We start from the raw sequence: 20,092 nt of genomic DNA on the forward strand, positions 1-20,092 counted from the left end.
CCAGCACATGAGCTTCGCGGGCACAGTCCGTTCCGAACGCCTCGCCGACGAGGTGACCCCGATCCTGACCGCGCGCACCGAGGGCGATCCACGAGTACCGGGTGTGGTCGCGGGCGTGACGACCGACGAGGAGACGGTGTTCCTGGGCGCCGCCGGAGTCCGCGCCCTCGACGACCCACAACCGATGACCGTCGACTCGGTGTTCGCGATGTTCTCCGCGACGAAGGCGGTCACCGCGACCGTTGCGCTCCAGCTCGTCGAGGACGGGGATCTCGACCTGCACGCACCCGCGCGCTCCTACGTACCGGAGCTCGGCGAACTACAGGTGATCGACGGCTTCGACGACGACGGTCAGCCGCGCCTCCGCCCACCCGCCTCCGATGTCACAACACATCAGTTGCTCACCCACACTGCCGGTTTCGGTTACGACTTCTTCAACGAGACCTATCGACGACTCACCGCCGACCACGGCGTTCCCCCCGTCGCCACGGCGACCCGGGTGTCATTGCGGACCCCACTGTTGTTCGATCCCGGCACGGAGTGGGAATACGGTTCCGGAGTGGACTGGGCCGGACAGGTCATCGAGGCCGTCGCCGGACGCCGGCTCCGCGAGGTGATGGACGACCGGGTCCTCACACCACTCGGCATGTCCGACACCGGTTTCGCGCTCTCCGACGACGCCCGCAGCAGGCGGGCCGTCCTGCACATGCGCAAACGGGGCGAGCTGGTACCCAACCACCGTTGGGAACAGCCCGCCGATCCCGAGATCGACATGGGCGGACAAGGCCTTTGGTCCACGGTCCCCAACTATCTGACATTCCTGCGAATGTGGTTGCGCGGCGGACGTTCCGACAGCGGTGAGCAGATCCTGCGACCGAACACCGTCGAGGGCGCGTTGCACAATCAGATCGGCGACTTGGCGGTTCGACGGTTACCCGGCGTGATCCCGCCGTTGAGCCACGACGTCGAATTCTTCCCCGGCACACCGAAGTCGTGGTCCTATCCGTTCATGGTCAACGACGCCGACGCGCCGACCGGCCGCCCGGCCGGGTCCCAGTCGTGGGCCGGGCTGGCGAACCTCTACTTCTGGATCGATCCCCACACCCGCATCGGCGGCTTCTGGGCGACGCAGGTCTTCCCGTTCTTCGACCCTGCCTCGGTCGACGGCTACCTCGACTTCGAGGCAGCCACGTACCGTGCGCTGGCGAACTGATTGCCGCTGCGTCGGCGCCCCGTTCCTGCTCGATTGACACAAGCGGGAACGGTAGTGCACATGATGTCACTGTGGAGTTGTCAAGGTACAGATGCGGTCCCGGCTTTCGACGGGTACGGGAAACGGTATGGCACTGAAGTGTTGGCGGGCGGACGTCAGGCGGCGTCGTCGAGTCGCATGGTGCGGCGGTTGTAGGCGGGCAGCGGTCGGCGCTGCGGGTCGATGGTGGCAGGCGGAACGAGCCAGGGGTGGCGGTCGTAACCCACCACGACGTCCCAGCCGTGGTGATGCACCTGGGTGTGGCAGCGTTGGCAGAGCAGGCAGCCGTTGTCGAGGTCGGTGGGACCGCCGTCGGCCCAGTGCTGGATGTGGTGGACCTGGGTATGTGATGGCGGCGCACCGCATTTGACACAGCATTGGTCGCGCACGATGACCGCCTTGCGTAGATGTGCTGGGAACAGCCGGTGCGTGTGTCCCATCTGCAGTGGTACGCCTTCGGCGTCGAGGATGATCTCGGTGAGAGATCCGTCGCATGACACCTGACGGGTGGTTGTTCGACTGACCGTTCCGGTCCACGGCAGGGTGGCGGGATCCGCGCCGGTGGCGGGGATCGTCACCATCAGCTGCGTGCGTGGTGAGCCGACGGTGTCGATGGTGGCACCGATCGCCGCTTGGTCGAGGATGAGCTCGAACGCATCAGCTCGGCGCTGTTCGGCCGAACGCCGGTCGTCGGCGCCGTCGGGTTCGGGTCGTGGGCAGGCTCGTTCGTCGATCATGGAGAGGAACTTCTCACCGACCACCTGTGTGAGGTCGGCACGGATCTCGACGCGTCCGTCGTCGGTGATGTGGGCGTTGACCGTGTTCAGTGATGCATCGTCGGCGGCGGGAATGCCGCTCTCGGAGGCGTTGGCGATGGTGTTGCCGATACCGCGGGCGTACTTCGCCACCTCCGCCGGTGTTGCTCCCGACAGCCCTTGACCGACCAGAGCAAGCTCGTAACCGGCGCGATCCTCGTCGGAAAGTGCTGTCGGCGAACGCTTGTCGATCTGCGCCAGGCCGCGGATGATGGCGTCGGCGACTTCCGCGGACAGTCGTCCGTCGGCGGCATGCCGGGCCACGGCGGGCAGCTCGTGGAGAGCGTCGACGCTCCGCATGGCACGTACAGCCACAGCGGGTGCGTAACCCATCTCGGTCAGCACCCTCTTGGTGGTCCCACCGGCCTTGTGTGCGACGCCGAGTTCTTCGAGTTGGGCTGCGTGCGTGACGATCTGGTGATCGACGGCATTGCGGAGCAGCCGCAATGTCTCGAGCGCTTCGAATGTTGCTCTGCCCGTGGGGTCGTCGGCGGGCGGGGTGGTCTCGATGAGCTGATCGAGGAGGGCGGTGAGCTCAGGCATGACTCCAAGGTACAGGAACATTCGTTCGAATTCGAGAGATTTCCACAGGCGATGTAATTACGAAACCATCCACTGTGCAGCATATTTCGTTGACTGTGCAGTACTTTTCGTCGACTGTGCGTTGATCGTTGACAGTGATGAACTTCGGTCACACCCGTTCAAAGATGTGGTGAAAAGTGGGAAACCTGGGTTAGTTCGAACTCGGGAAGAATCGCTTCTGGGGCGGAGCGGTGGCCAGTCGGACGTGAGAGACGGTCACCGGTTTGGGAGTCACGTCACCAAGTGGCTTCGACTCGGCCCCTCGCTTCGCTCGGTGCCGGCTCAACCAGCGGGGGGTGGCGAACACCAGCTCACCAGCGGGGCGGTGGCGAACGCCACCTCACCATGGGGGTCGGGCGCCGACCCAGCCAGCGGGGGGGTCGGGCGCCGGCGCAATCAGCCAGGGGATGCCGAACACCAGCCCACCAGCTGGCCCTCATCGGTCGCCGCCCGACACCCCCAGACTTCTGGGAAGGCATTGCCCCAGAACTCTGGCGCGCACAGTTCCCGCGTTCGAGGGATGGCGGGAACAAAAGGGCCTCAGCCACTCTGAGTCGCATGGAGCAGCCGGTCCCCGGCGCACCACCGACTCGAAGGAAGCACCGTGTCCATCACCTCCGAACCTCTCGACTCCACCGACTTCGACGCCCTGCTCTCCGCGGTCGCCGGGCCGGTCCTGACCCCGGCTGACGAGGGTTACACCGGCGAACTGTCCGGCTTCAACCTCGCGGCGATCCCGGCAGCCGACGTGGTCGTCGGGGCGACGAACGCCGCCGACGTCGCCGCCGCCGTGCGGTACGCGCGGTCCAACGGATTGCGCATCAGTGCGCGCGCCACCGGGCACGGCTCCCCCATCGAGGGGCGGGGCACGGTCGTCGTCACGACCTCCCGGATGACCGAGATCAGCGTCGACCCGGTCACCAGGACCGCTCGTGTGGGCGCCGGTGTGCGGTGGCGCGACGTGGCCGCCGCGACCGCGCCCCACGGTCTCACGGGGCTCGTCGGCTCGTCGTCGTCGGTGGGCGTCGTCGGGTACACCCTCGGCGGCGGCCTCAGTCCCCTCGGTCGGCAGTTCGGTTACGCCGCCGACCATGTACGTTCGATCGAGCTCGTCACCGCCGACGGCATCGTCCGGACAGTCGACGCGTCGGCGGGTTCGGACCTGTTCTGGGCGCTGCTGGGCGGCCGCGACGGTTTCGGCATCGTCACCGCACTCGAGTTCGAGCTGTTCGATCTGCCCACGGTCTACGGCGGCGGGATCTTCTTCGCCGGTTCGGCGGCCGGTGACGTCTTACATGCGTGGCGGGAGTGGGCCCCTTCCCTTCCCGAGGAGGCCGGGACCTCGGTGGCCATACTCCGGCTCCCGCCGGACCCCAACCTGCCGCCGCCCCTGCAGGGTCAGCTCGCCGTCCACGTGCGCTACACGCACACCGGCGACCCGTCCACCGCCGCCGCCCTGCTGGCACCGATGCGTTCGGCCGGGCCGATCCTGCTGGAGAACATCGACGTCTTGCCGATCGCCGCACTCGATGCCGTGCACATGGACCCGCCCGGGCCGATGCCCAGCGCCGAGCGTGGCTGCCTGCTCACCGGTTTCCCGCCATCGGCCGTGGACGCACTGCTCGCCGTCGCCGGCCCCACGGTGGCGAGTCCGCTGGCCATCGTCGAGGTCCGTCTCCTCGGTGGCCGGTTGCTGTCGCCGCAACGTGTACCCAACGCCGTGGTCGGACGCGACGGCGCGTTCTCCGTCATCGCCATCGGCGTCCCCGCGGGCCCGATGGGCCACCAGGTCGGTGAGCATCTCGCCGCCGTGAACGACGCGCTGGCCGCCCACTCGTCGGGAGCCCTGCTGAACTTCTCCGGGCGGACGTCCGCCGAGCGCGACGCGCTGTGGCCCGACGATCAGCGGATGCGCCTGGAGACCATCCGGCGTCGCCACGATCCGACCGGTGTCCTTCAACCAGGTGATCCCACGATTGTGGGATAGACATCACCGCAGCTCACGCCGACAATTGTCGGATGACATCGAGTCTGACCGCCGAGCGTGTGCGCCGCGACATCGAGGTCGTGGCCCACGCCGGCCTCACTCTCGACGAGTTCTTCGCCGAGACCGTGGCCTCACTGGGCCGCGCGGTGCCCGCCGACGCCTTCTGCATCGGCACCTTCGATCCCAACACCGTGCTGCTGACCAGCGCCCGCAAGTACGGCGCCCTGCTCGGCCAGGATCATCGTGATCCCGATTGGGGCCTCCTCGAGTACGGCCAGGTGGAGCCGACCGCGTTCCGTCAGATGGTCGCCGAGAGGCGCGACGCAGTCGGCATGAAGATGCTCGAACGAGATGCGCCGGAACACTCGAACCGCATGTCGCAGTTGATGATCCCGGAGTACTGCTTCCACGACGAGGCGAGGCTCGTGCTGCGCGACGGCGACCGGGCGTGGGCCGGTATCTCGCTGTTCCGCAGCGGTTCCGGATGCCGGCCGTTCGATTCCGACGAAGTGGAGTTCCTGGCCTCGCTGTCACGCACGCTCGCACACGGCGTCCGGGTCGGCCTGCTGAGCAGCGTGGTCGCCGACATGCCGAGCGTGCCGGGTCCGGTTCCCGCGGCCGTGCACGGCCCGGCGGTCCTGATCATCGACCGCAGCAACGAGATCGTCCAGATGAGCGCCGGCAGCCAGGAGCGCATCGCCGACCTCGCGTCCGGTCCCAACGGTGCGGCGGTGATGAACCCCATCTACGGTCTGATCGGGGCCGCACGACGGTACGGATCCGGAGAGTCCTCCGTCCCGCCGCGCCTTCGGGTGCGGGGTGCGTCGGGCATGTGGCTGGTCATCCACGCATCGCCGCTGTCGTCGGCCGACGGCCGGGTGGGCGAGGTCGTGGTGACGATCGAGGAGGCGCGCCCGCCCGAGATCATTCCGCTGGTCGTCGAGGCATTCGGGCTCACCGCTCGCGAACGCGACGTCACGCAGATGGTGCTGCAGAGTGTGGCCACCAAGGACATCGCCACCGCCCTGCACGTCTCGGCCTACACCGTGCAGGACCACCTGAAATCCATCTTCGACAAGGCCGGCGTCCGCAGCAGACGCGAGCTGATCGCGCGGATCTACTTCGATCAGTACGCCCAACGTCTCAACGAACCGCTGTTGCCGTCCGGATCGTTCGCCGCCGCCGACAACGAGCTGTAGCGAGCTCCTCCCCCTCCGAACCCCCAACGAACCCGCCCTGTGCGCGCCGCACTCGGCGGGTTCGTTGTCGTCGTCTCACAGTGAGACGTTTGTAATCCACGTCACAGGGTTGTATCGAAGTCGCTCCAGTCCATGCGGGCCGGCAGTCCGCCGGCTCTCCACCAAGGAGGCGCACTTTGAGCAGGCAGAGCTTGACAAAAGCCCATGCGAAGATCACCGAGTTGTCCTGGGAGCCCACCTTCGCCACCCCGGCCACCCGGTTCGGTACCGACTACACATTCGAGAAGGCTCCCAAGAAGGATCCGCTCAAGCAGATCATGCGGTCGTACTTCCCGATGGAGGAGGAAAAGGACAACCGCGTGTACGGCGCCATGGACGGCGCCATCCGCGGCAACATGTTCCGTCAGGTGCAGGAACGTTGGCTGGAATGGCAGAAGCTGTTCCTGTCGATCATCCCGTTCCCCGAGATCTCTGCGGCCCGCGCGATGCCGATGGCCATCGACGCCGTCCCCAATCCCGAGATCCACAATGGCCTGGCCGTGCAGATGATCGACGAGGTTCGTCATTCGACGATCCAGATGAACCTCAAGAAGCTGTACATGAACAACTACATCGACCCGGCCGGCTTCGACATCACCGAGAAGGCGTTCGCCAACAACTACGCCGGCACCATCGGCCGCCAGTTCGGCGAGGGTTTCATCACCGGCGACGCCATCACCGCGGCCAACATCTACTTGACCGTCGTCGCCGAAACAGCCTTCACCAACACGCTTTTCGTCGCCATGCCCGACGAGGCCGCCGCCAACGGCGACTACCTGCTGCCGACCGTGTTCCACTCCGTCCAGTCCGACGAGTCGCGACACATCTCCAACGGCTACTCGATCCTGCTCATGGCACTCGCCGACGAGCGCAACCGCCCCCTGCTGGAGCGCGACCTGCGCTACGCATGGTGGAACAATCACTGCGTCGTCGACGCCGCCATCGGCACGTTCATCGAGTACGGCACCAAGGACCGTCGCAAGGATCGCGAGAGCTACGCCGAGATGTGGCGTCGCTGGATCTACGACGACTACTACCGCAGTTACCTTCTGCCGCTGGAGAAGTACGGGCTCACCATCCCGCACGACCTTGTCGAGGAGGCGTGGAACCGGATCACCAACAAGCACTACGTCCACGAGGTCGCCCGCTTCTTCGCCACCGGTTGGCCGGTCAACTACTGGCGGATCGACGCCATGACCGACAAGGACTTCGAGTGGTTCGAGCACAAATACCCCGGCTGGTACAACAAGTTCGGCAAGTGGTGGGAGAACTACAACCGGCTCGCCTACCCGGGCCGCAACAAGCCGATCGCCTTCGAAGAGGTCGGGTACGAGTACCCGCACCGGTGCTGGACCTGCATGGTGCCCGCCCTCATCCGCGAGGACATGGTCACCGAGAAGGTCGACAACCAGTGGCGCACGTACTGCTCGGAGACCTGCTACTGGACCGATGCGGTGGCGTTCCGGGGCGAGTACGAGGGTCGTGAGACCCCGAACATGGGTCGCCTCACCGGTTTCCGTGAATGGGAGACGCTCCATCACGGCAAGGATCTCGCCGACATCATCCAGGACCTGGGTTATGTCCGAGATGACGGCAAGACCTTGATCCCGCAGCCGCACCTCGATCTGGACCCGAAGAAGATGTGGACGCTCGACGATGTCCGCGGCAACGTCTTCAACAGCCCGAACGTGCTGCTCAACGAGATGTCCGACGAGGAACGGGACGCCCACATCGCGGCGTACCGCGCCAACACCAACGGGGCCGTTCCGGCCTGAGGCGGCAGGGGTGGTGGACGGCGCGAACCTCCGCAACCGCGCCGTCCACCACATCCGCAACTGAACCGTTTCGTCGCAATTCCCTTCGCTCAGGAGCTTCCGTGGCCGACACACATCGCATCAACTTCGCCCCCGTCGACATCGAGATGGAGGTGGGCGAGGACGAGACCATCCTCGACGCCGCATTCCGGCAGGGCATCCACCTCATGCACGGGTGCCGGGAGGGTCGGTGCTCGGCGTGCAAGTCCTACATGCTCGACGGCGACGTCCAGATGGACGACTACTCGACCTTCGCCTGCAACGACGCCGAAGAGGCCGAGGGGTACGTCCTGCTCTGCCGCACCTACGCCTACAGCGACTGCGACATCGAGTTGCTGAACTTCGACGAGGACGAATTGCTCGGCGGCGCACCGATCCAGGACGTCAAGACCCGCGTCGCGGCGGTCGAGTCGATGACCAAGGACATCGTCTCTCTTCGTCTGGACGTCGTCGAGCCGGCGACCTTCGAGTTCAAACCCGGCCAGTACGTGGACCTCTCGATCCCCGGGACGGATGAGAAGCGGTCGTTCTCGATCGCCACCACGCAATCCACCCCGGACACACTCGAGTTCCTCATCAAGAAGTATCCGGGCGGCGTGTTCGCCGGCATGCTCGAGAGCGGACTCGAACCGGGCACCGAGATCATGGTCAACGGTCCATACGGATCGTGCACCCTCCGCAACGGACATGTGCTCCCGCTCGTCTGCATCGGCGGGGGCGCGGGCATGGCACCGCTGCTGTCGCTTCTGCGGCACATCAGCGAAGCCGGAATTCAGCGCCCGGTGCGCTTCTACTACGGCGCTCGCACCGCGGCCGATCTGTTCTGTCTCGACGAGATCGCCTCGCTTGGTGAGAAGATCGCCGACTTCAGCTTCACCGCATGTTTGTCCGAGTCCGCCGCCGACGCACCCGCAGGCGTCTCGGTGGCCGAGGGCAACGTCACCGACATCGTCAACGGATGCGAATCCGACCTGTCCCGAACGGAGGTGTATTTCTGCGGACCCCCGCCCATGGTCGACGCGGCGTTGGCTCTCGCCGAACAACATTCGGTGCCCCGTGACCAGATCTTCTATGACAGTTTCACCAGCCCGGCATTCGACTAGCCCACTCAGATCCCCGACAGCCGCCGACATCCCGAGGAGCGCGCAGTATGTCCGCACCCACCGCACCCAAACCCAACCAGCGGGAACGCAGTTTCCCGTCCATCGAGTTCACCGACGCCGAGGCCGGCGCCAAGGACTTCCCGAGTTCGAAGAGCCGTAAATACAGCTATTACCAGCCGGCCAAGAAGCGGGCGACGACGTACGAGGACGTGACCGTCGATGTGCAGCCCGATCCCGAACGGCACCTGAGTCAGGGCTGGATCTATGGCTTCGGCAACGGTCCCGGCGGCTACCCGCAGGAGTGGACGACGGCGAAGTCGAGCAACTGGCACGCCTTCCTCGACCCGAACGAGGAGTGGGACCAGACGATCTACCGGAACAACTCGGCGGTCGTCCACCAGGTCGACCTGTGCCTGCAGAACGCCAAACGGGCACGCGCCTACGATTCCTGGAATTCGCCGTGGCTCAAGTTCATCGAGCGCAACCTCGGCGCCTGGATGCACGCCGAGAACGGGTTGGCGCTGCATGTGTTCACCTCCATCCAGCGGTCCGGACCGACCAACATGATCAACACCGCCGTGGCGGTGAACGCCGCGCACAAGATGCGCTTCGCCCAGGATCTCGCACTGTTCAACCTCGACTTGTCCGAGGCCGAGGAGGAATTCGACGGCGGGGCACACAAAGAGGTGTGGCAGGCAGCGCCGGAGTGGCAGCCGACCCGCGAGGTCGTCGAGCGTCTCACGGCGGTCGGCGACTGGTGCGAGCTCCTCTTCGCCACCAACATCGTCTTCGAGCAGCTCGTCGGATCGCTGTTCCGTTCGGAGCTGGTCATGCAGGTCGCCGCCCGCAACGGCGACTACATCACCCCCACCATCGTCGGCACCGGTGAGTACGACTACGACCGCGACCTGGCCTACACCCGGAGCCTGTTCCGAATCCTCACTCGCGACGGGGAATTCGGAGATCAGAACAAGGAGCTGTTCGCCCAGTGGCTCGCCGTGTGGGTACCCAGGTGCCTCGAGGCGGCCCGTGCGCTGCAACCGATCTGGTCCCAGCCGGCCGACAAGTCGATCACCTTCGCCACCAGCCTGGACGCGGCGACCGCCAAGTTCACCGACCTGCTGACATCCATCGATGTCGCCATCCCCGAGGAGTTGACCAAGTGACCATGCAATTCGGCGCGGAGACCGAGTTCTCCAACATGTGCGGCGTGACGCTGATGAACACCCCGATCGGCCGCGTCGTCGCCGACGTCATGGGTTCGAAGGACGGGGTCGAACTCACCGAGTACCCGTCGATGATCCGCGTGGACGGGGTCAACCGGCTCGAATTCGACTACGACGAGCTGACCGACGCACTCGGCCAGGACTTCGACGGATCGATCTTCGAGGAGATCAGCTCGACCCACTACGGGCGGATGGTGCACCTCGACGACCGGACCTTCCTGTTCGCCAGCCCGGAGGACGCCGCCGAGTACATCGGTTTCGACCTCACCGCCCAGAGCTGAGAGCTCGCACCAGACCTGCGTCGTGACCGCCGGCGGATCGTTCCCGGCGGTCACGACGTACACCAACCCATCTCTTCCAGCCCCTGTCCCCCGCCCCGCCGACCACATCCGAGACAGCCCGGCACCACCCGCCGAGACCACCCCGCCGAGACCACAGCCCACGATCGTCAGGAGCACACGATGTACGAGAAGAATGGCGACAAGTACTTCATCGTCGACGCCCACGTCCATCTCTGGGACGGACGCGAATCCAACCAGAAGAACATCCACGGCAAGCAGTTCATCGATTGCTTCTACGACTATCACCGCAACCTCAGCCCCGAGGACAAGGTGTGGGACTACGACACCTACACCTACTACGGCCCGGACCGGCTGATGCGTGACCTCTTCGAGGAGGGCCCGGCCGACCACGCGATCTTCCAGGCCACCATGCTGAGCGACTTCTACGTCAACGGTTTCGCGCAGGTCGACGACTCGCTGAAACTGTGCGAGGACAATCCCGGTCTGCTGACCTACAACCACGCCTACGATCCCCGGCACGGCGAGGCGGGTCTCGAGCAGTTGCGCCGCGACGCCGAGGTGATGAACCTCAAGGGGGTCAAGCTCTACACCGCCGAATGGTTCGGTGACTCACGCGGATACAAGCTCGACGACGCCTGGTCGCGCCGCTATCTCGAGGAGTGCATCAAGCTCGGCATCAAGAACGTCCACATCCACAAGGGCCCCACCATCCGGCCGCTGGACCGCGACGCCTTCGACGTCGCCGACGTCGACAAGGTGGCCACCGATTACCTCGACCTCAATTTCGTCGTCGAGCACGTCGGTCTCCCGCGGCTGGAGGACTTCTGCTGGATCGCGACCCAGGAGTCGAATGTGTTCGGCGGCCTGGCCGTGGCCATCCCGTTCATCCACACCCGCCCGCGGTACTTCGCCCAGATCATCGGTGAGCTCCTGTACTGGATCGGCGAGGACAAGATCCTCTTCGCCAGCGACTACGCGCTGTGGACACCGCAATGGCTGGTCGAGCGGTTCGTGGACTTCCAGATCCCGGAGGACATGACCGAATATGCGCCGATCACCGTCGAGCAGAAGAAGAAGATCCTCGGTCTCAACGCAGCCGCGCTGTACCCGCACATCGAGGTGCCCGAAGAACTTCGATTGCCCACGAGCGCAGCCGATCCGGATGCCGAGGTGGCCGCGGGCGCGAAGGATGCGGTGAACGCATGACCGCGCTGGACCATCGTCCGGCGCCCGGCGTCGAACACCCGACCCGTCTCGAGCACGACATCCTGGCCGCGCTGGACACGGTCCTCGACCCCGAACTCGACGAACCGATCACCGATCTCGCCTTCGTCCGGTCGATCTTGATCGACGACGCCGGGGTGACGGTCCACCTGCGACTGCCCACCTCGTTCTGCTCGCCGAACTTCGCCTACCTGATGGGATCGGACGCCCTCGACGCGCTCGAGGACATCGACGGGATCGGCCAGGTCCGGGTCCTGCTCGACGACCACCACGACAGCGACAAGATCAACGCCGGCCTCGACGCCCACGCGGGATACCGGGGCACATTCGGGGTGGAGGCACTCGACAGTCTCGACGAGCTGCGACTCACGTTCCGGCGCAAGGCACACACCGCCGCGATGGAGCGTTGCGTCGCAGCCGAGATCACCGCCGGACGGGTCCTGGTCGCCGAGGTCGATCGCCTCGCACTGCGCGATCTCCCCCGCGGTCACCGCAAGTCGGCGCTGCTGCGCCGGCGGATGGAGCTGGGACTCAGCGTCTGTCCCAACAGCCTTGTGGTCGTCGACGAGGAGGGACGCCCGTTGCCCGCCGAGCAGGTGCCCATGCGCCTGCGTTTCGCACGGTCCGTGCGGATCTCGATGGAGGGCAACAGCCACTTCTGCCGCGGCCTGCTCGCCACCCGCTACGCCGACGACACCGTCTGCGACGGCCGGAGCGGACCCGTCATCACCGATCTGCGGGCCACGCGCAGCGGCACCACCCGAACGGAACAGGAGTAGATCATGCGCGCAGTTCAGGTCGTGGGCTACCACGACAAGTTGCAACTCAACGAGGTCCCGGCGCCGGAGGTGACCGGCCCCCTCGACGTGATCGTGAAGATCGGTGGCGCCGGGGTGTGCCGCACGGACCTGCACATCCTCGAGGGTCAGTGGGAGGAGAAATCCGGTGTGTCGCTGCCGTACACGATCGGGCACGAGAACGCCGGCTGGGTCGACGCGATCGGGGACGCGGTCACCAACGTCGCCGTCGGCGACAAGGTGATCCTGCACCCACTCATCACGTGCGGCCTGTGTCGAGCGTGCCGGTTCGGCGACGACGTCCACTGCGAGAACAGCCAGTTCCCCGGCATCGACACCAACGGCGGGTACGCCGAGTATCTGAAGACCACCGCCCGCAGCGTCGTCCGGATCGACGATTCGCTCGAGCCCGCCGACGTCGCGGCACTCGCCGACGCGGGCCTCACCGCCTATCACGCCGCCGCCAAGGTCGCGCGTATGACGCGGCCCGGTGACACCTGCGTGGTGATCGGCGCCGGAGGACTGGGCCACATCGGGATTCAGGTCCTCGCCGCCATCTCTGCCGTCCGGCTCATCGTGGTGGACCGCAACCCCGATGCCGTCGAACTCGCCCAGCAGATCGGGGCCGACGTCGGCATCGTCGCCGACGGCACACACGTCGACAAGGTCCTCGAACTCACCGGCGGGCACGGCGCCGAGGCCGTGCTCGACTTCGTCGGAGAGGGCGGGGCCACCGCCGAGGGCACCGCGATGCTGCGGCGCGCAGGCAACTTCTTCGTCGTCGGTTACGGCGAGAACATCGACGTGCCGACCATCGACGTCATCTCGACCGAGATCAACTACATCGGCAACCTCGTCGGTTCCTACAACGACCTCGGGGAGCTGATGGACCTCGCCGCACGGGGAAAGGTCAAGCTGCACACCAGCACCTACGCCCTCGACGACTTCCAGCAGGCCCTCGACGACCTCGACGCCGGCCGGGTCCGCGGACGGGCGATCCTCGTTCCCTGACCCGCCCTGATCCCAGAGGAGCGAGCTTCATTCTCCGCTCCCTGAGGAGCGAGTCACGAAGGGTCTGGCAGGACGCCTCACCAGCCCTTCGTGGCTCGTCGCTATCGCTCCTCGCACCTCAGGGAGCAGGTGGGTCATCACTATCGCTCCTCGCACCTCTGCTCCCTGAGGTGCGAGCGAAGCGAGCCACGAAGGGCACACGCGCACAACAGATTCACCGCAGTACACAGCCGAGAACACCGAACGAAAGGCAGGACGACCATGGCCAAGGAGTTGCGCTACAACGCCGAAGCGCGGCTGCGGCTCGAGCGAGGGGTCAATGCACTCGCCGACGCGGTCAAGGTGACGCTGGGACCGAAGGGACGCAACGCCGTCCTGGAGAAGCTCACCGGCCCTCCCACCATCACCAACGACGGGGTGACCATCGCCCGCGAGATCCAGTTGCGCGACCCGTTCGCCAACATGGGCGCCCAGTTGGTCAAGGAAGTGGCGATGAAGACCAACGGGGTGGTCGGTGACGGCACCACCACCGCAACCGTGTTGGCGCAGGCGATGGTTCGCGAAGGTCTGCGTGCGGTCGAGCAAGGCGCCAACCCGATGCGGGTGCGGCGCGGCATCGAACGTGCCATCGCCACCGTGATCGAGTCGCTGTCGGAGCAGTCCGTCGCGCTCGGCGGTCGCAGCGACCTCGAGCGGATCGCCACCCTGGCCGCCAGCGACGACGAGGTGATCGGGTCCGCGATCGCGGCGGCCGTGGAATACGTCGGGCGCAACGGCGTCATCACGACTGAGGAGAGCGACACGCTCGGGCTCGGAGTCGACGTCGTCGACGGCATCGAGTTCGACCACGGGTACATCTCGGGTTACATGGTCACCAATCACGAACGCATGGAAGCGGTTCTCGAGAACCCGGTGGTCCTGCTCACGAACAAGAAGATCACCACGGTCCAGGAGATCATGCCGAGCATCGAGGCGGCCAAACGCGCCGACCGACCGCTGCTGGTCCTCGCCGAGGACGTCGACGGCCCGGCACTGCAACTCCTCGTCGGCGGCAACATGCACAAGACGATGCAGTCGGTGGTGGTCCGTGCCCCGGGCTTCGGGCATCGGCGTGTCGCCGAACTCGAGGACCTCGCCGTCGCCCTGGGCGGTCAGGTGATCGCCAAGGACACCGGTCTGGAGCTGTCGGAGGTGTCCGTCGAGCAGCTCGGCACGTGCGACCGGGTGACCATCACCGAGGACGCGACGACGATCGTCGGAGCGCGTGGCGACCAGGGTCTCGTCGACGCGCGTGTGGCCCAGCTCGAGGCACAGCACGGCCGTGCCCGCATCGACGCCGACCGCGACAGCCTGGAACTCCGGATCGCGCGGCTGACCGGCCGGGTGGCGGTGATCCGGGTCGGCGGGGTCACCAGTGTCGAACTCAAGGAACGCATGCTTCGCGTGGAGGACGCGCTCGCCGCCACGCGTGCAGCGGTCGAGGACGGCATCGTCTCCGGCGGCGGGACGGCCCTGGCCCAGGCGCACCGGGCCCTCGAGTCGCTCGCCGACGTTCCGGGCGACGAGGGCGTCGGCGTCGACGTGGTCCGCCGCTCCATGGCCGAACCGCTCTTCTGGATCGCGACCAACGCCGGGTTCGACGGCGACGAGGTGGTCCGGGTGGTGAGCGGACTGCCGACGGGACACGGCTTCAACGCGATGAGCGGCGGCTACGGCGACATGTTCGACGAGGGAGTCATCGACCCGGCGAAGGTCACCAAGGCGGCGCTGGAGAGCGCGGCGTCCATCGCGGCCCTGCTCATCACCACCGAGACGGCCGTCGTCGAGGAGGTCCTGACCCACCCCGGCGCCATCGAGGCACCCGGTTTCGGCGACCTCGCCGAGGGGATGGTCCGGCCCTCCAACATCTACTAGCGCCGACATCCACTGGCGCGGACACCCGAACCGCCGCCGGCCGGTCCACCCCGGCCGGCGGCCACCGACCCCGGCGGGGACGTCACCGCACAACGGTGACGGGGGCCGGTCGCGATCGGAATTCGTTCTCGGCGTCGATCGCGGCCGGCCCACTGCCGGGCCGTCGGCGGGACCGTGCAACCCAGGGGCGTCCGGACCACCGGCTCGCCGGACTCGTACCCGGTTCGACGCCCGTCACCAGCACTTATTCTGTACACTGCTGTTGATGTGAGACGTACATCACAGTAGGGAGTTGTCTACCGCGGTGAAGCACCAGCCCACAGCCCAGGCTCGCAGATCGACCACCTTCGTCGCACGTGCGCGCGAGCGTTTCCTCAGCGACGACGAAGTCCCTGACGACCGCATCGACGGCACCGTCCGCGATGCCATCTCCACCTCATGGCGGCGCTCGCGCTCCTTCAAGGTGCAGGCAGACCGCCTCGAGTTGCCGTTCGTCCGGGAACCGAACACCGACAGCCCACTCATGAGCGCCGCCCGCCCGGTGCTCGATCAGCTGGCCGTTGATCTGTCGGACGAACCGGTGAGCATCATCCTCACCTCGCCGGACGGTGTCGTGCTGTCGCGCGCGGCCGGCAGCGGTGAACTCCTCACCCAACTCGACGCCGTATCCCTCGCGCCCGGTTACAGCTACAGCGAAGAACACGCCGGTACCAACGGAATCGGCACCGCACTGGAGTCGAGGCAGGCAACCCTCGTCACCGGACCCGAGCACTACGCGGGCGCTCTCGCCCAGTTGAGCTGTGCCGGCGTCCCGATCCGGAATCCGTTCTCCGGCGGCATCGTCGGCGCGCTCGATCTCACCGGCTGGGTGGAGGAGGGCGGTTCGCTGCTGCTGTCGCTGGCCAAGTCGGCCACCGTCCAGATCGAGCAACAGATGCTGGCGAACGCCAGTGAGCGCGAATCACGCCTTCTCGCAGCCTATCTCGCCACCTGCCGACGAGCGCCCCAGATGATGGTCCTCGCGCTCGCCGCCGACGTCGTGCTGATGAACCGCCGGCTCCGCCAGAGCATCGATCCGCAGGACCAGGTGTCGATGCTCGAGCACGCGGTGGACCAGGCCCTCGACGCCGGTGCCGTCCGGCGAGTCAACACGCTGCCCAGCGGCCGCACGGTCCGGCTGGCGCCGGTCGCCGAATTCTCCGACACCGATGCCGGGATCGCGGTCTTTCACGTGCATTTGATGGACCCCGGGTCGTTCTCCGAACCACGCCGTCGACCGGCCGCGACCGCAACGCTGCCGGGGATCGTCGGCCGCAGTTCGTCGTGGCGGGAATGCTGCGACCGAATCGCGCAGCACGTCGGGGCGGGGCGCTGGATCGCGGTGTCGGGCGAGCGCGGAAGTGGCCGGGCCGCGGTGCTGCGCGCAGCCGCGGGCCAGTACCGCCGCGGCACCATCCGGGTCTTCTCCGCCGAGGATTTCTCCGACGCCGACACCCTCGACAGTTTCAGCGCCGAGATCGAGCGCGACGACTTCGCCATCATCCTGCGGGACATCGACGAGTTCGACGACGACATGCTCTTCGACGTCGCCGACGTGCTGCAGGGGCGCGAACACGCGGGATGGCTGGGCATCACGCTCAGCACCGTCGACACGCTGCCCGCCCTCGGCGCGACGCTGCTGCCGTTCTTCTCCCACACCGTGGAGGTCCCGCCACTCCGGCATCGCATCGAGGATCTGCAGGTCCTTGTGCCCGCCATCCTTCGGCAACTCACCCGGGGGAAGGAACTCCCGGTCGCGCCGGACGCGATGCGCCAACTCAGCAAGTACACCTGGCCCGGCAACGTCGCCGAACTGCGACAGGCACTGCGCGACGTGGTCACCCATCACCGGTCCGGGACGATCACCGTCAAGCAGCTCCCCCCGACCTATCGGGCACAGAGCCGGCACACCCTCACCCGCATCGAAGCGCTCGAACGCGACGCCATCGTGCGCAGCCTGGAGGAAAACGGCCACAACAAACTGGCCGCCGCCCACGCGCTGGGCATCTCCCGCGCGACGATCTACCGCAAGATCAAGGAGTTCGGCATCGACGTCTGACGGCGGATGCCGCACGCACCGGGGTCTCGCGAGCGGCCGTGTCCGGCCGGGGCATGATGGACGGGCGACGGACATCCGAACCAGCGTCCGACCGCCCGATCCACGAGGAAGTGCGATGACCACACCCATGTCCCGGCAGGACCTCGAGTTCCTGCTGTATGAATGGCTCGACGTCGAGACCCTGACCTCCCGAGACCGTTTCGCCGCGCACTCACGCGAGACCTTCGACGCGGTCCTCGAACTCAGCGCCGACATCGCGATGAAGTGCTTCGCGCCCGCCAACAAGATCGGCGACGCCCACGAGCCCTACATCGGGGACGACGGCAAGGTCGTGCTGCCCGACGAGGTCGTCGCCGGCCTCGCCGAGTACCGCAAGGCAGGTCTGATCTCTGCCTCCTTCGACGACGAACTCGGCGGCATGCAGTTGCCGACCGTCATCCGCCAGGCCTCGGCCGTGTGGTTCCAGGCCGCGAACGCCGCCATGTCGTCGTACAACTTCCTCACCGTCGGCAATGCCAACCTGCTCGCCGAGTACGCCACCGACGAGCAGCGCGAGACCTGGGTCCGCCCCCTCGTCGAGGGCCGCTTCTCCGGCACGATGTGCCTGTCCGAACCACAGGCCGGGTCGTCGCTCGCCGACATCACCACCAAGGCCGAACCCGCCGGCGACGGCACCTACCGGATCACCGGCACCAAGATGTGGATCTCGGCCGGCGACCACGAGCTGACCGAGAACATCGTCCACCTCGTGCTGGCGAAGATCCCCGGCGGCGGCCCCGGCGTCAAGGGCATCTCCCTGTTCATCGTGCCCAAGTACCTCGCCGACGGAACCCGCAACGACGTCGCACTCGTCGGCCTCAACCACAAGATGGGCAACCGCGCCACCACCAACACCCTGCTCAACTTCGGCGACGGCACCTTCGGAGCCGACTCCGCTCCCGGTGCTGTTGGTTTTCTCGTCGGCGACGAACACCGCGGCCTCTCCTACATGTTCCACATGATGAACGAGGCGCGCATCGGCGTCGGATTCCTCGCCACCGCACTGGGTTACGCCGGATACCGGGCCTCGCTCGACTACGCGAAGGTGCGCACCCAGGGCCGGCCCGTCGACCAGAAGGACCCGTCGACCAAGCCGGTGCCGATCATCGAACACGCCGACGTCCGGCGCATGCTGCTGGCCCAGAAGTCCTATGTGGAGGGCGCACTCGCCTTCGGGCTGTACTGCAGCGTCCTCGTCGACCAGGCTGCGACCGCCGCCGACGCCGCCGAACGAGCGCGGATCGAGTTGCTTCTCGAGGTGCTGACCCCGATCGCGAAGAGTTGGCCGTCGCAGTGGTGCCTCGAGGCCAACAGCCTCGCGATCCAGGTACACGGCGGCTACGGTTACACCCGCGAGTTCGATGTCGAGCAGTACTACCGGGACAACCGCCTGAACCCCATCCACGAAGGCGCACACGGCATCCACGGGATCGACCTGCTCGGCCGCAAGGTGATCATGCAGGGCGGCGCCGGCTTCGCGGCCCTGGCCGAGACCATCGAGGCCACCGTCGAGCGTGCGCGCGGCGCAGACGGGCTGGCCGGTTACGCCGGCGAGCTGCACTCCGTCGTGGACCGCCTGGTGAAGGTGACCGCGCACATCTGGTCGGCGGGCGACCCCAAGCTGTCGCTGGCCAACGCGACCGTCTACCTGGAGACGGCCGGACACATCGTGATCGCCTGGATCTGGCTCGAACAGCTCCTCGCGGCCGGCAACCGGTCCGGCGACTTCTACGACGGAAAACGCGCTGCGGCACAGTACTTCTTCCGCTACGAGCTACCCAAGACCGGGCCGCAGCTCGACCTGCTGACCGCCCTCGACCGCACCACCCTCGACGTCGAGCCGTCCTGGTTCTGACGCGTTCCCGCGCCGCCGACGCGCCGCGTCGGAAGAGTTGCCGACTATCTAAGGGAGACAACGATGTCCGTGATGGATCTGTTCGACACCGCCGGCAAGGTGGTCATCGTGACCGGCGCCTCGTCCGGGCTGGGGGTCTCGTTCGCGCGTGGCTTCGCCGAGGCCGGTGCCGACGTGGTCCTCGCCGCACGGCGGGCGGAGAAGCTCGCGGACACCGCCGCGGCCGTCGAGGCGCTGGGCCGAAAGGCGTTGGTGGTACCCGCCGATGTCGCCGACCCCGAGCAGTGTCAAAGCGTCGTCGACGCCGCAATGGAGACCTTCGGCAAGGTCGATGTACTCATCAACAACGCAGGCATCGGAACCGCGTACCCGGCGACCCGCGAGACACCCGAACAGTTCCGCGGGGTCATCGACGTCAACCTGAACGGCTCCTACTGGATGGCCCAGGCCTGCGGTCGGGTCATGCAGCCGGGCAGCGCGATCATCAACATCTCGTCGATCCTCGGCATCACCACCGCCGGCCTGCCGCAGGCGGCGTACGCCGCGAGCAAGGCCGGAGTCATCGGACTCACCCGCGATCTCGCCCAGCAGTGGGGCGCGCGCAAGGGCATTCGGGTCAACGCCATCGCCCCCGGGTTCTTCGAGAGCGAGATGACCGACACCTACCAGCCCGGTTACCTCGACTCGCAGATGCCGCGGGTCCTGCTCGGCCGGACCGGACACGGCGAGGAACTCGCGGCCACCGCGATCTGGCTGTCGTCGGCGGCTGCCGGATACGTCACCGGTCAGACGCTCCCCGTCGACGGTGGCATCACGGTCACCTAGCGCCGGGGGG

General features: G+C 66.7%; 15 protein-coding genes. 14 read left to right on the forward strand and 1 reads right to left on the reverse strand.

The window, feature by feature from the left end; translation table 11 throughout:
• Positions 1-7 precede the first annotated feature (7 nt).
• Positions 8-1,213 (forward strand): methyl acetate hydrolase AcmB, encoded by a 1,206-nt coding sequence (acmB, locus tag BCM27_RS18300; protein ID WP_004023472.1) that lies wholly within the window; start codon positions 8-10, stop codon positions 1,211-1,213.
• Between the two features lie 155 nt (positions 1,214-1,368).
• On the opposite strand, the gene BCM27_RS18305 is transcribed toward acmB, so the two are convergent.
• On the reverse strand, positions 1,369-2,631 hold the full coding sequence (locus BCM27_RS18305) for an HNH endonuclease (protein WP_004023473.1): 1,263 nt from the start codon (positions 2,629-2,631) through the stop codon (positions 1,369-1,371).
• A gap of 622 nt (positions 2,632-3,253) precedes the next feature.
• Between BCM27_RS18305 and BCM27_RS18310 the strand changes: the two genes are divergently transcribed.
• The 13 genes from BCM27_RS18310 (at position 3,254) to BCM27_RS18370 (ending at position 20,082) form a co-directional block, all read left to right on the forward strand.
• Positions 3,254-4,636 carry an FAD-binding oxidoreductase gene (locus BCM27_RS18310; protein WP_004023474.1) on the forward strand — a complete coding sequence of 461 codons (1,383 nt, stop codon included), beginning with the start codon at positions 3,254-3,256 and terminating at the stop codon, positions 4,634-4,636.
• Positions 4,637-4,668: 32 nt separating this feature from the next.
• Positions 4,669-5,835 carry a helix-turn-helix transcriptional regulator gene (locus tag BCM27_RS18315; protein ID WP_004023475.1) on the forward strand — a complete coding sequence of 389 codons (1,167 nt, stop codon included), beginning with the start codon at positions 4,669-4,671 and terminating at the stop codon, positions 5,833-5,835.
• A 176-nt stretch (positions 5,836-6,011) separates the two neighbouring features.
• Positions 6,012-7,649, forward strand: a complete 1,638-nt coding sequence (locus BCM27_RS18320; RefSeq protein WP_004023476.1) for an aromatic/alkene/methane monooxygenase hydroxylase/oxygenase subunit alpha — start codon at positions 6,012-6,014, stop codon at positions 7,647-7,649.
• A 101-nt stretch (positions 7,650-7,750) separates the two neighbouring features.
• Positions 7,751-8,791, forward strand: a complete 1,041-nt coding sequence (locus tag BCM27_RS18325) for a 2Fe-2S iron-sulfur cluster-binding protein (RefSeq protein ID WP_004023477.1) — start codon at positions 7,751-7,753, stop codon at positions 8,789-8,791.
• A gap of 47 nt (positions 8,792-8,838) precedes the next feature.
• Positions 8,839-9,957 carry an aromatic/alkene monooxygenase hydroxylase subunit beta gene (locus BCM27_RS18330; protein WP_004023478.1) on the forward strand — a complete coding sequence of 373 codons (1,119 nt, stop codon included), beginning with the start codon at positions 8,839-8,841 and terminating at the stop codon, positions 9,955-9,957.
• Positions 9,958-9,959: 2 nt separating this feature from the next.
• Positions 9,960-10,298, forward strand: a complete 339-nt coding sequence (mimD, locus tag BCM27_RS18335; protein WP_172622110.1) for a propane 2-monooxygenase effector subunit MimD — start codon at positions 9,960-9,962, stop codon at positions 10,296-10,298.
• 180 nt (positions 10,299-10,478) lie between these two features.
• Positions 10,479-11,525, forward strand: coding sequence for an amidohydrolase family protein (locus BCM27_RS18340; RefSeq protein ID WP_004023480.1), 1,047 nt, complete (start codon positions 10,479-10,481; stop codon positions 11,523-11,525).
• Positions 11,522-12,322 carry an iron-sulfur cluster assembly protein gene (locus BCM27_RS18345; protein WP_004023481.1) on the forward strand — a complete coding sequence of 267 codons (801 nt, stop codon included), beginning with the start codon at positions 11,522-11,524 and terminating at the stop codon, positions 12,320-12,322. Before BCM27_RS18340 ends, BCM27_RS18345 begins: the two co-directional genes overlap by 4 nt.
• Positions 12,323-12,325: 3 nt before the next feature.
• Positions 12,326-13,351: an NAD(P)-dependent alcohol dehydrogenase gene (locus BCM27_RS18350; RefSeq protein ID WP_004023482.1), complete on the forward strand. Its 1,026-nt coding sequence runs from the start codon at positions 12,326-12,328 to the stop codon at positions 13,349-13,351.
• Between the two features lie 261 nt (positions 13,352-13,612).
• A complete protein-coding gene (gene groL / locus BCM27_RS18355; RefSeq protein WP_004023483.1) occupies positions 13,613-15,265 on the forward strand; it encodes a chaperonin GroEL in 1,653 nt (550 codons plus the stop codon).
• A 304-nt stretch (positions 15,266-15,569) separates the two neighbouring features.
• Positions 15,570-17,363: a sigma-54-dependent Fis family transcriptional regulator gene (locus tag BCM27_RS18360; RefSeq protein WP_172622066.1), complete on the forward strand. Its 1,794-nt coding sequence runs from the start codon at positions 15,570-15,572 to the stop codon at positions 17,361-17,363.
• 115 nt (positions 17,364-17,478) lie between these two features.
• Complete coding sequence (locus BCM27_RS18365; RefSeq protein ID WP_004023485.1) at positions 17,479-19,257, forward strand: acyl-CoA dehydrogenase; 1,779 nt, start codon at positions 17,479-17,481, stop codon at positions 19,255-19,257.
• Positions 19,258-19,320: 63 nt separating this feature from the next.
• The gene (locus tag BCM27_RS18370; protein ID WP_004023486.1) at positions 19,321-20,082 is read left to right on the forward strand and encodes an SDR family NAD(P)-dependent oxidoreductase; all 762 of its coding nucleotides are present in this window, start codon (positions 19,321-19,323) and stop codon (positions 20,080-20,082) included.
• The last annotated feature ends 10 nt before the right edge of the window (positions 20,083-20,092 follow it).

The organism is Gordonia terrae, assembly GCF_001698225.1.
In the GTDB taxonomy this organism is placed as follows: Bacteria; Actinomycetota; Actinomycetes; order Mycobacteriales; family Mycobacteriaceae; genus Gordonia; species Gordonia terrae.

What these genes read in the sequence shown, in the direction of transcription:
- acmB (WP_004023472.1), top strand. Translation starts at nt 8, where the DNA reads ATGAGCTTCGCGGGCACAGTCCGTTCCGAACGCCTCGCCGACGAGGTG.
- BCM27_RS18305 (WP_004023473.1), bottom strand. Translation starts at nt 2,631, where the DNA reads ATGTTCCTGTACCTTGGAGTCATGCCTGAGCTCACCGCCCTCCTCGAT.
- BCM27_RS18315 (WP_004023475.1), top strand. Translation starts at nt 4,669, where the DNA reads ATGACATCGAGTCTGACCGCCGAGCGTGTGCGCCGCGACATCGAGGTC.
- BCM27_RS18330 (WP_004023478.1), top strand. Translation starts at nt 8,839, where the DNA reads ATGTCCGCACCCACCGCACCCAAACCCAACCAGCGGGAACGCAGTTTC.
- mimD (WP_172622110.1), top strand. Translation starts at nt 9,960, where the DNA reads ATGCAATTCGGCGCGGAGACCGAGTTCTCCAACATGTGCGGCGTGACG.
- BCM27_RS18340 (WP_004023480.1), top strand. Translation starts at nt 10,479, where the DNA reads ATGTACGAGAAGAATGGCGACAAGTACTTCATCGTCGACGCCCACGTC.
- BCM27_RS18345 (WP_004023481.1), top strand. Translation starts at nt 11,522, where the DNA reads ATGACCGCGCTGGACCATCGTCCGGCGCCCGGCGTCGAACACCCGACC.
- BCM27_RS18350 (WP_004023482.1), top strand. Translation starts at nt 12,326, where the DNA reads ATGCGCGCAGTTCAGGTCGTGGGCTACCACGACAAGTTGCAACTCAAC.
- groL (WP_004023483.1), top strand. Translation starts at nt 13,613, where the DNA reads ATGGCCAAGGAGTTGCGCTACAACGCCGAAGCGCGGCTGCGGCTCGAG.
- BCM27_RS18365 (WP_004023485.1), top strand. Translation starts at nt 17,479, where the DNA reads ATGACCACACCCATGTCCCGGCAGGACCTCGAGTTCCTGCTGTATGAA.
- BCM27_RS18370 (WP_004023486.1), top strand. Translation starts at nt 19,321, where the DNA reads ATGTCCGTGATGGATCTGTTCGACACCGCCGGCAAGGTGGTCATCGTG.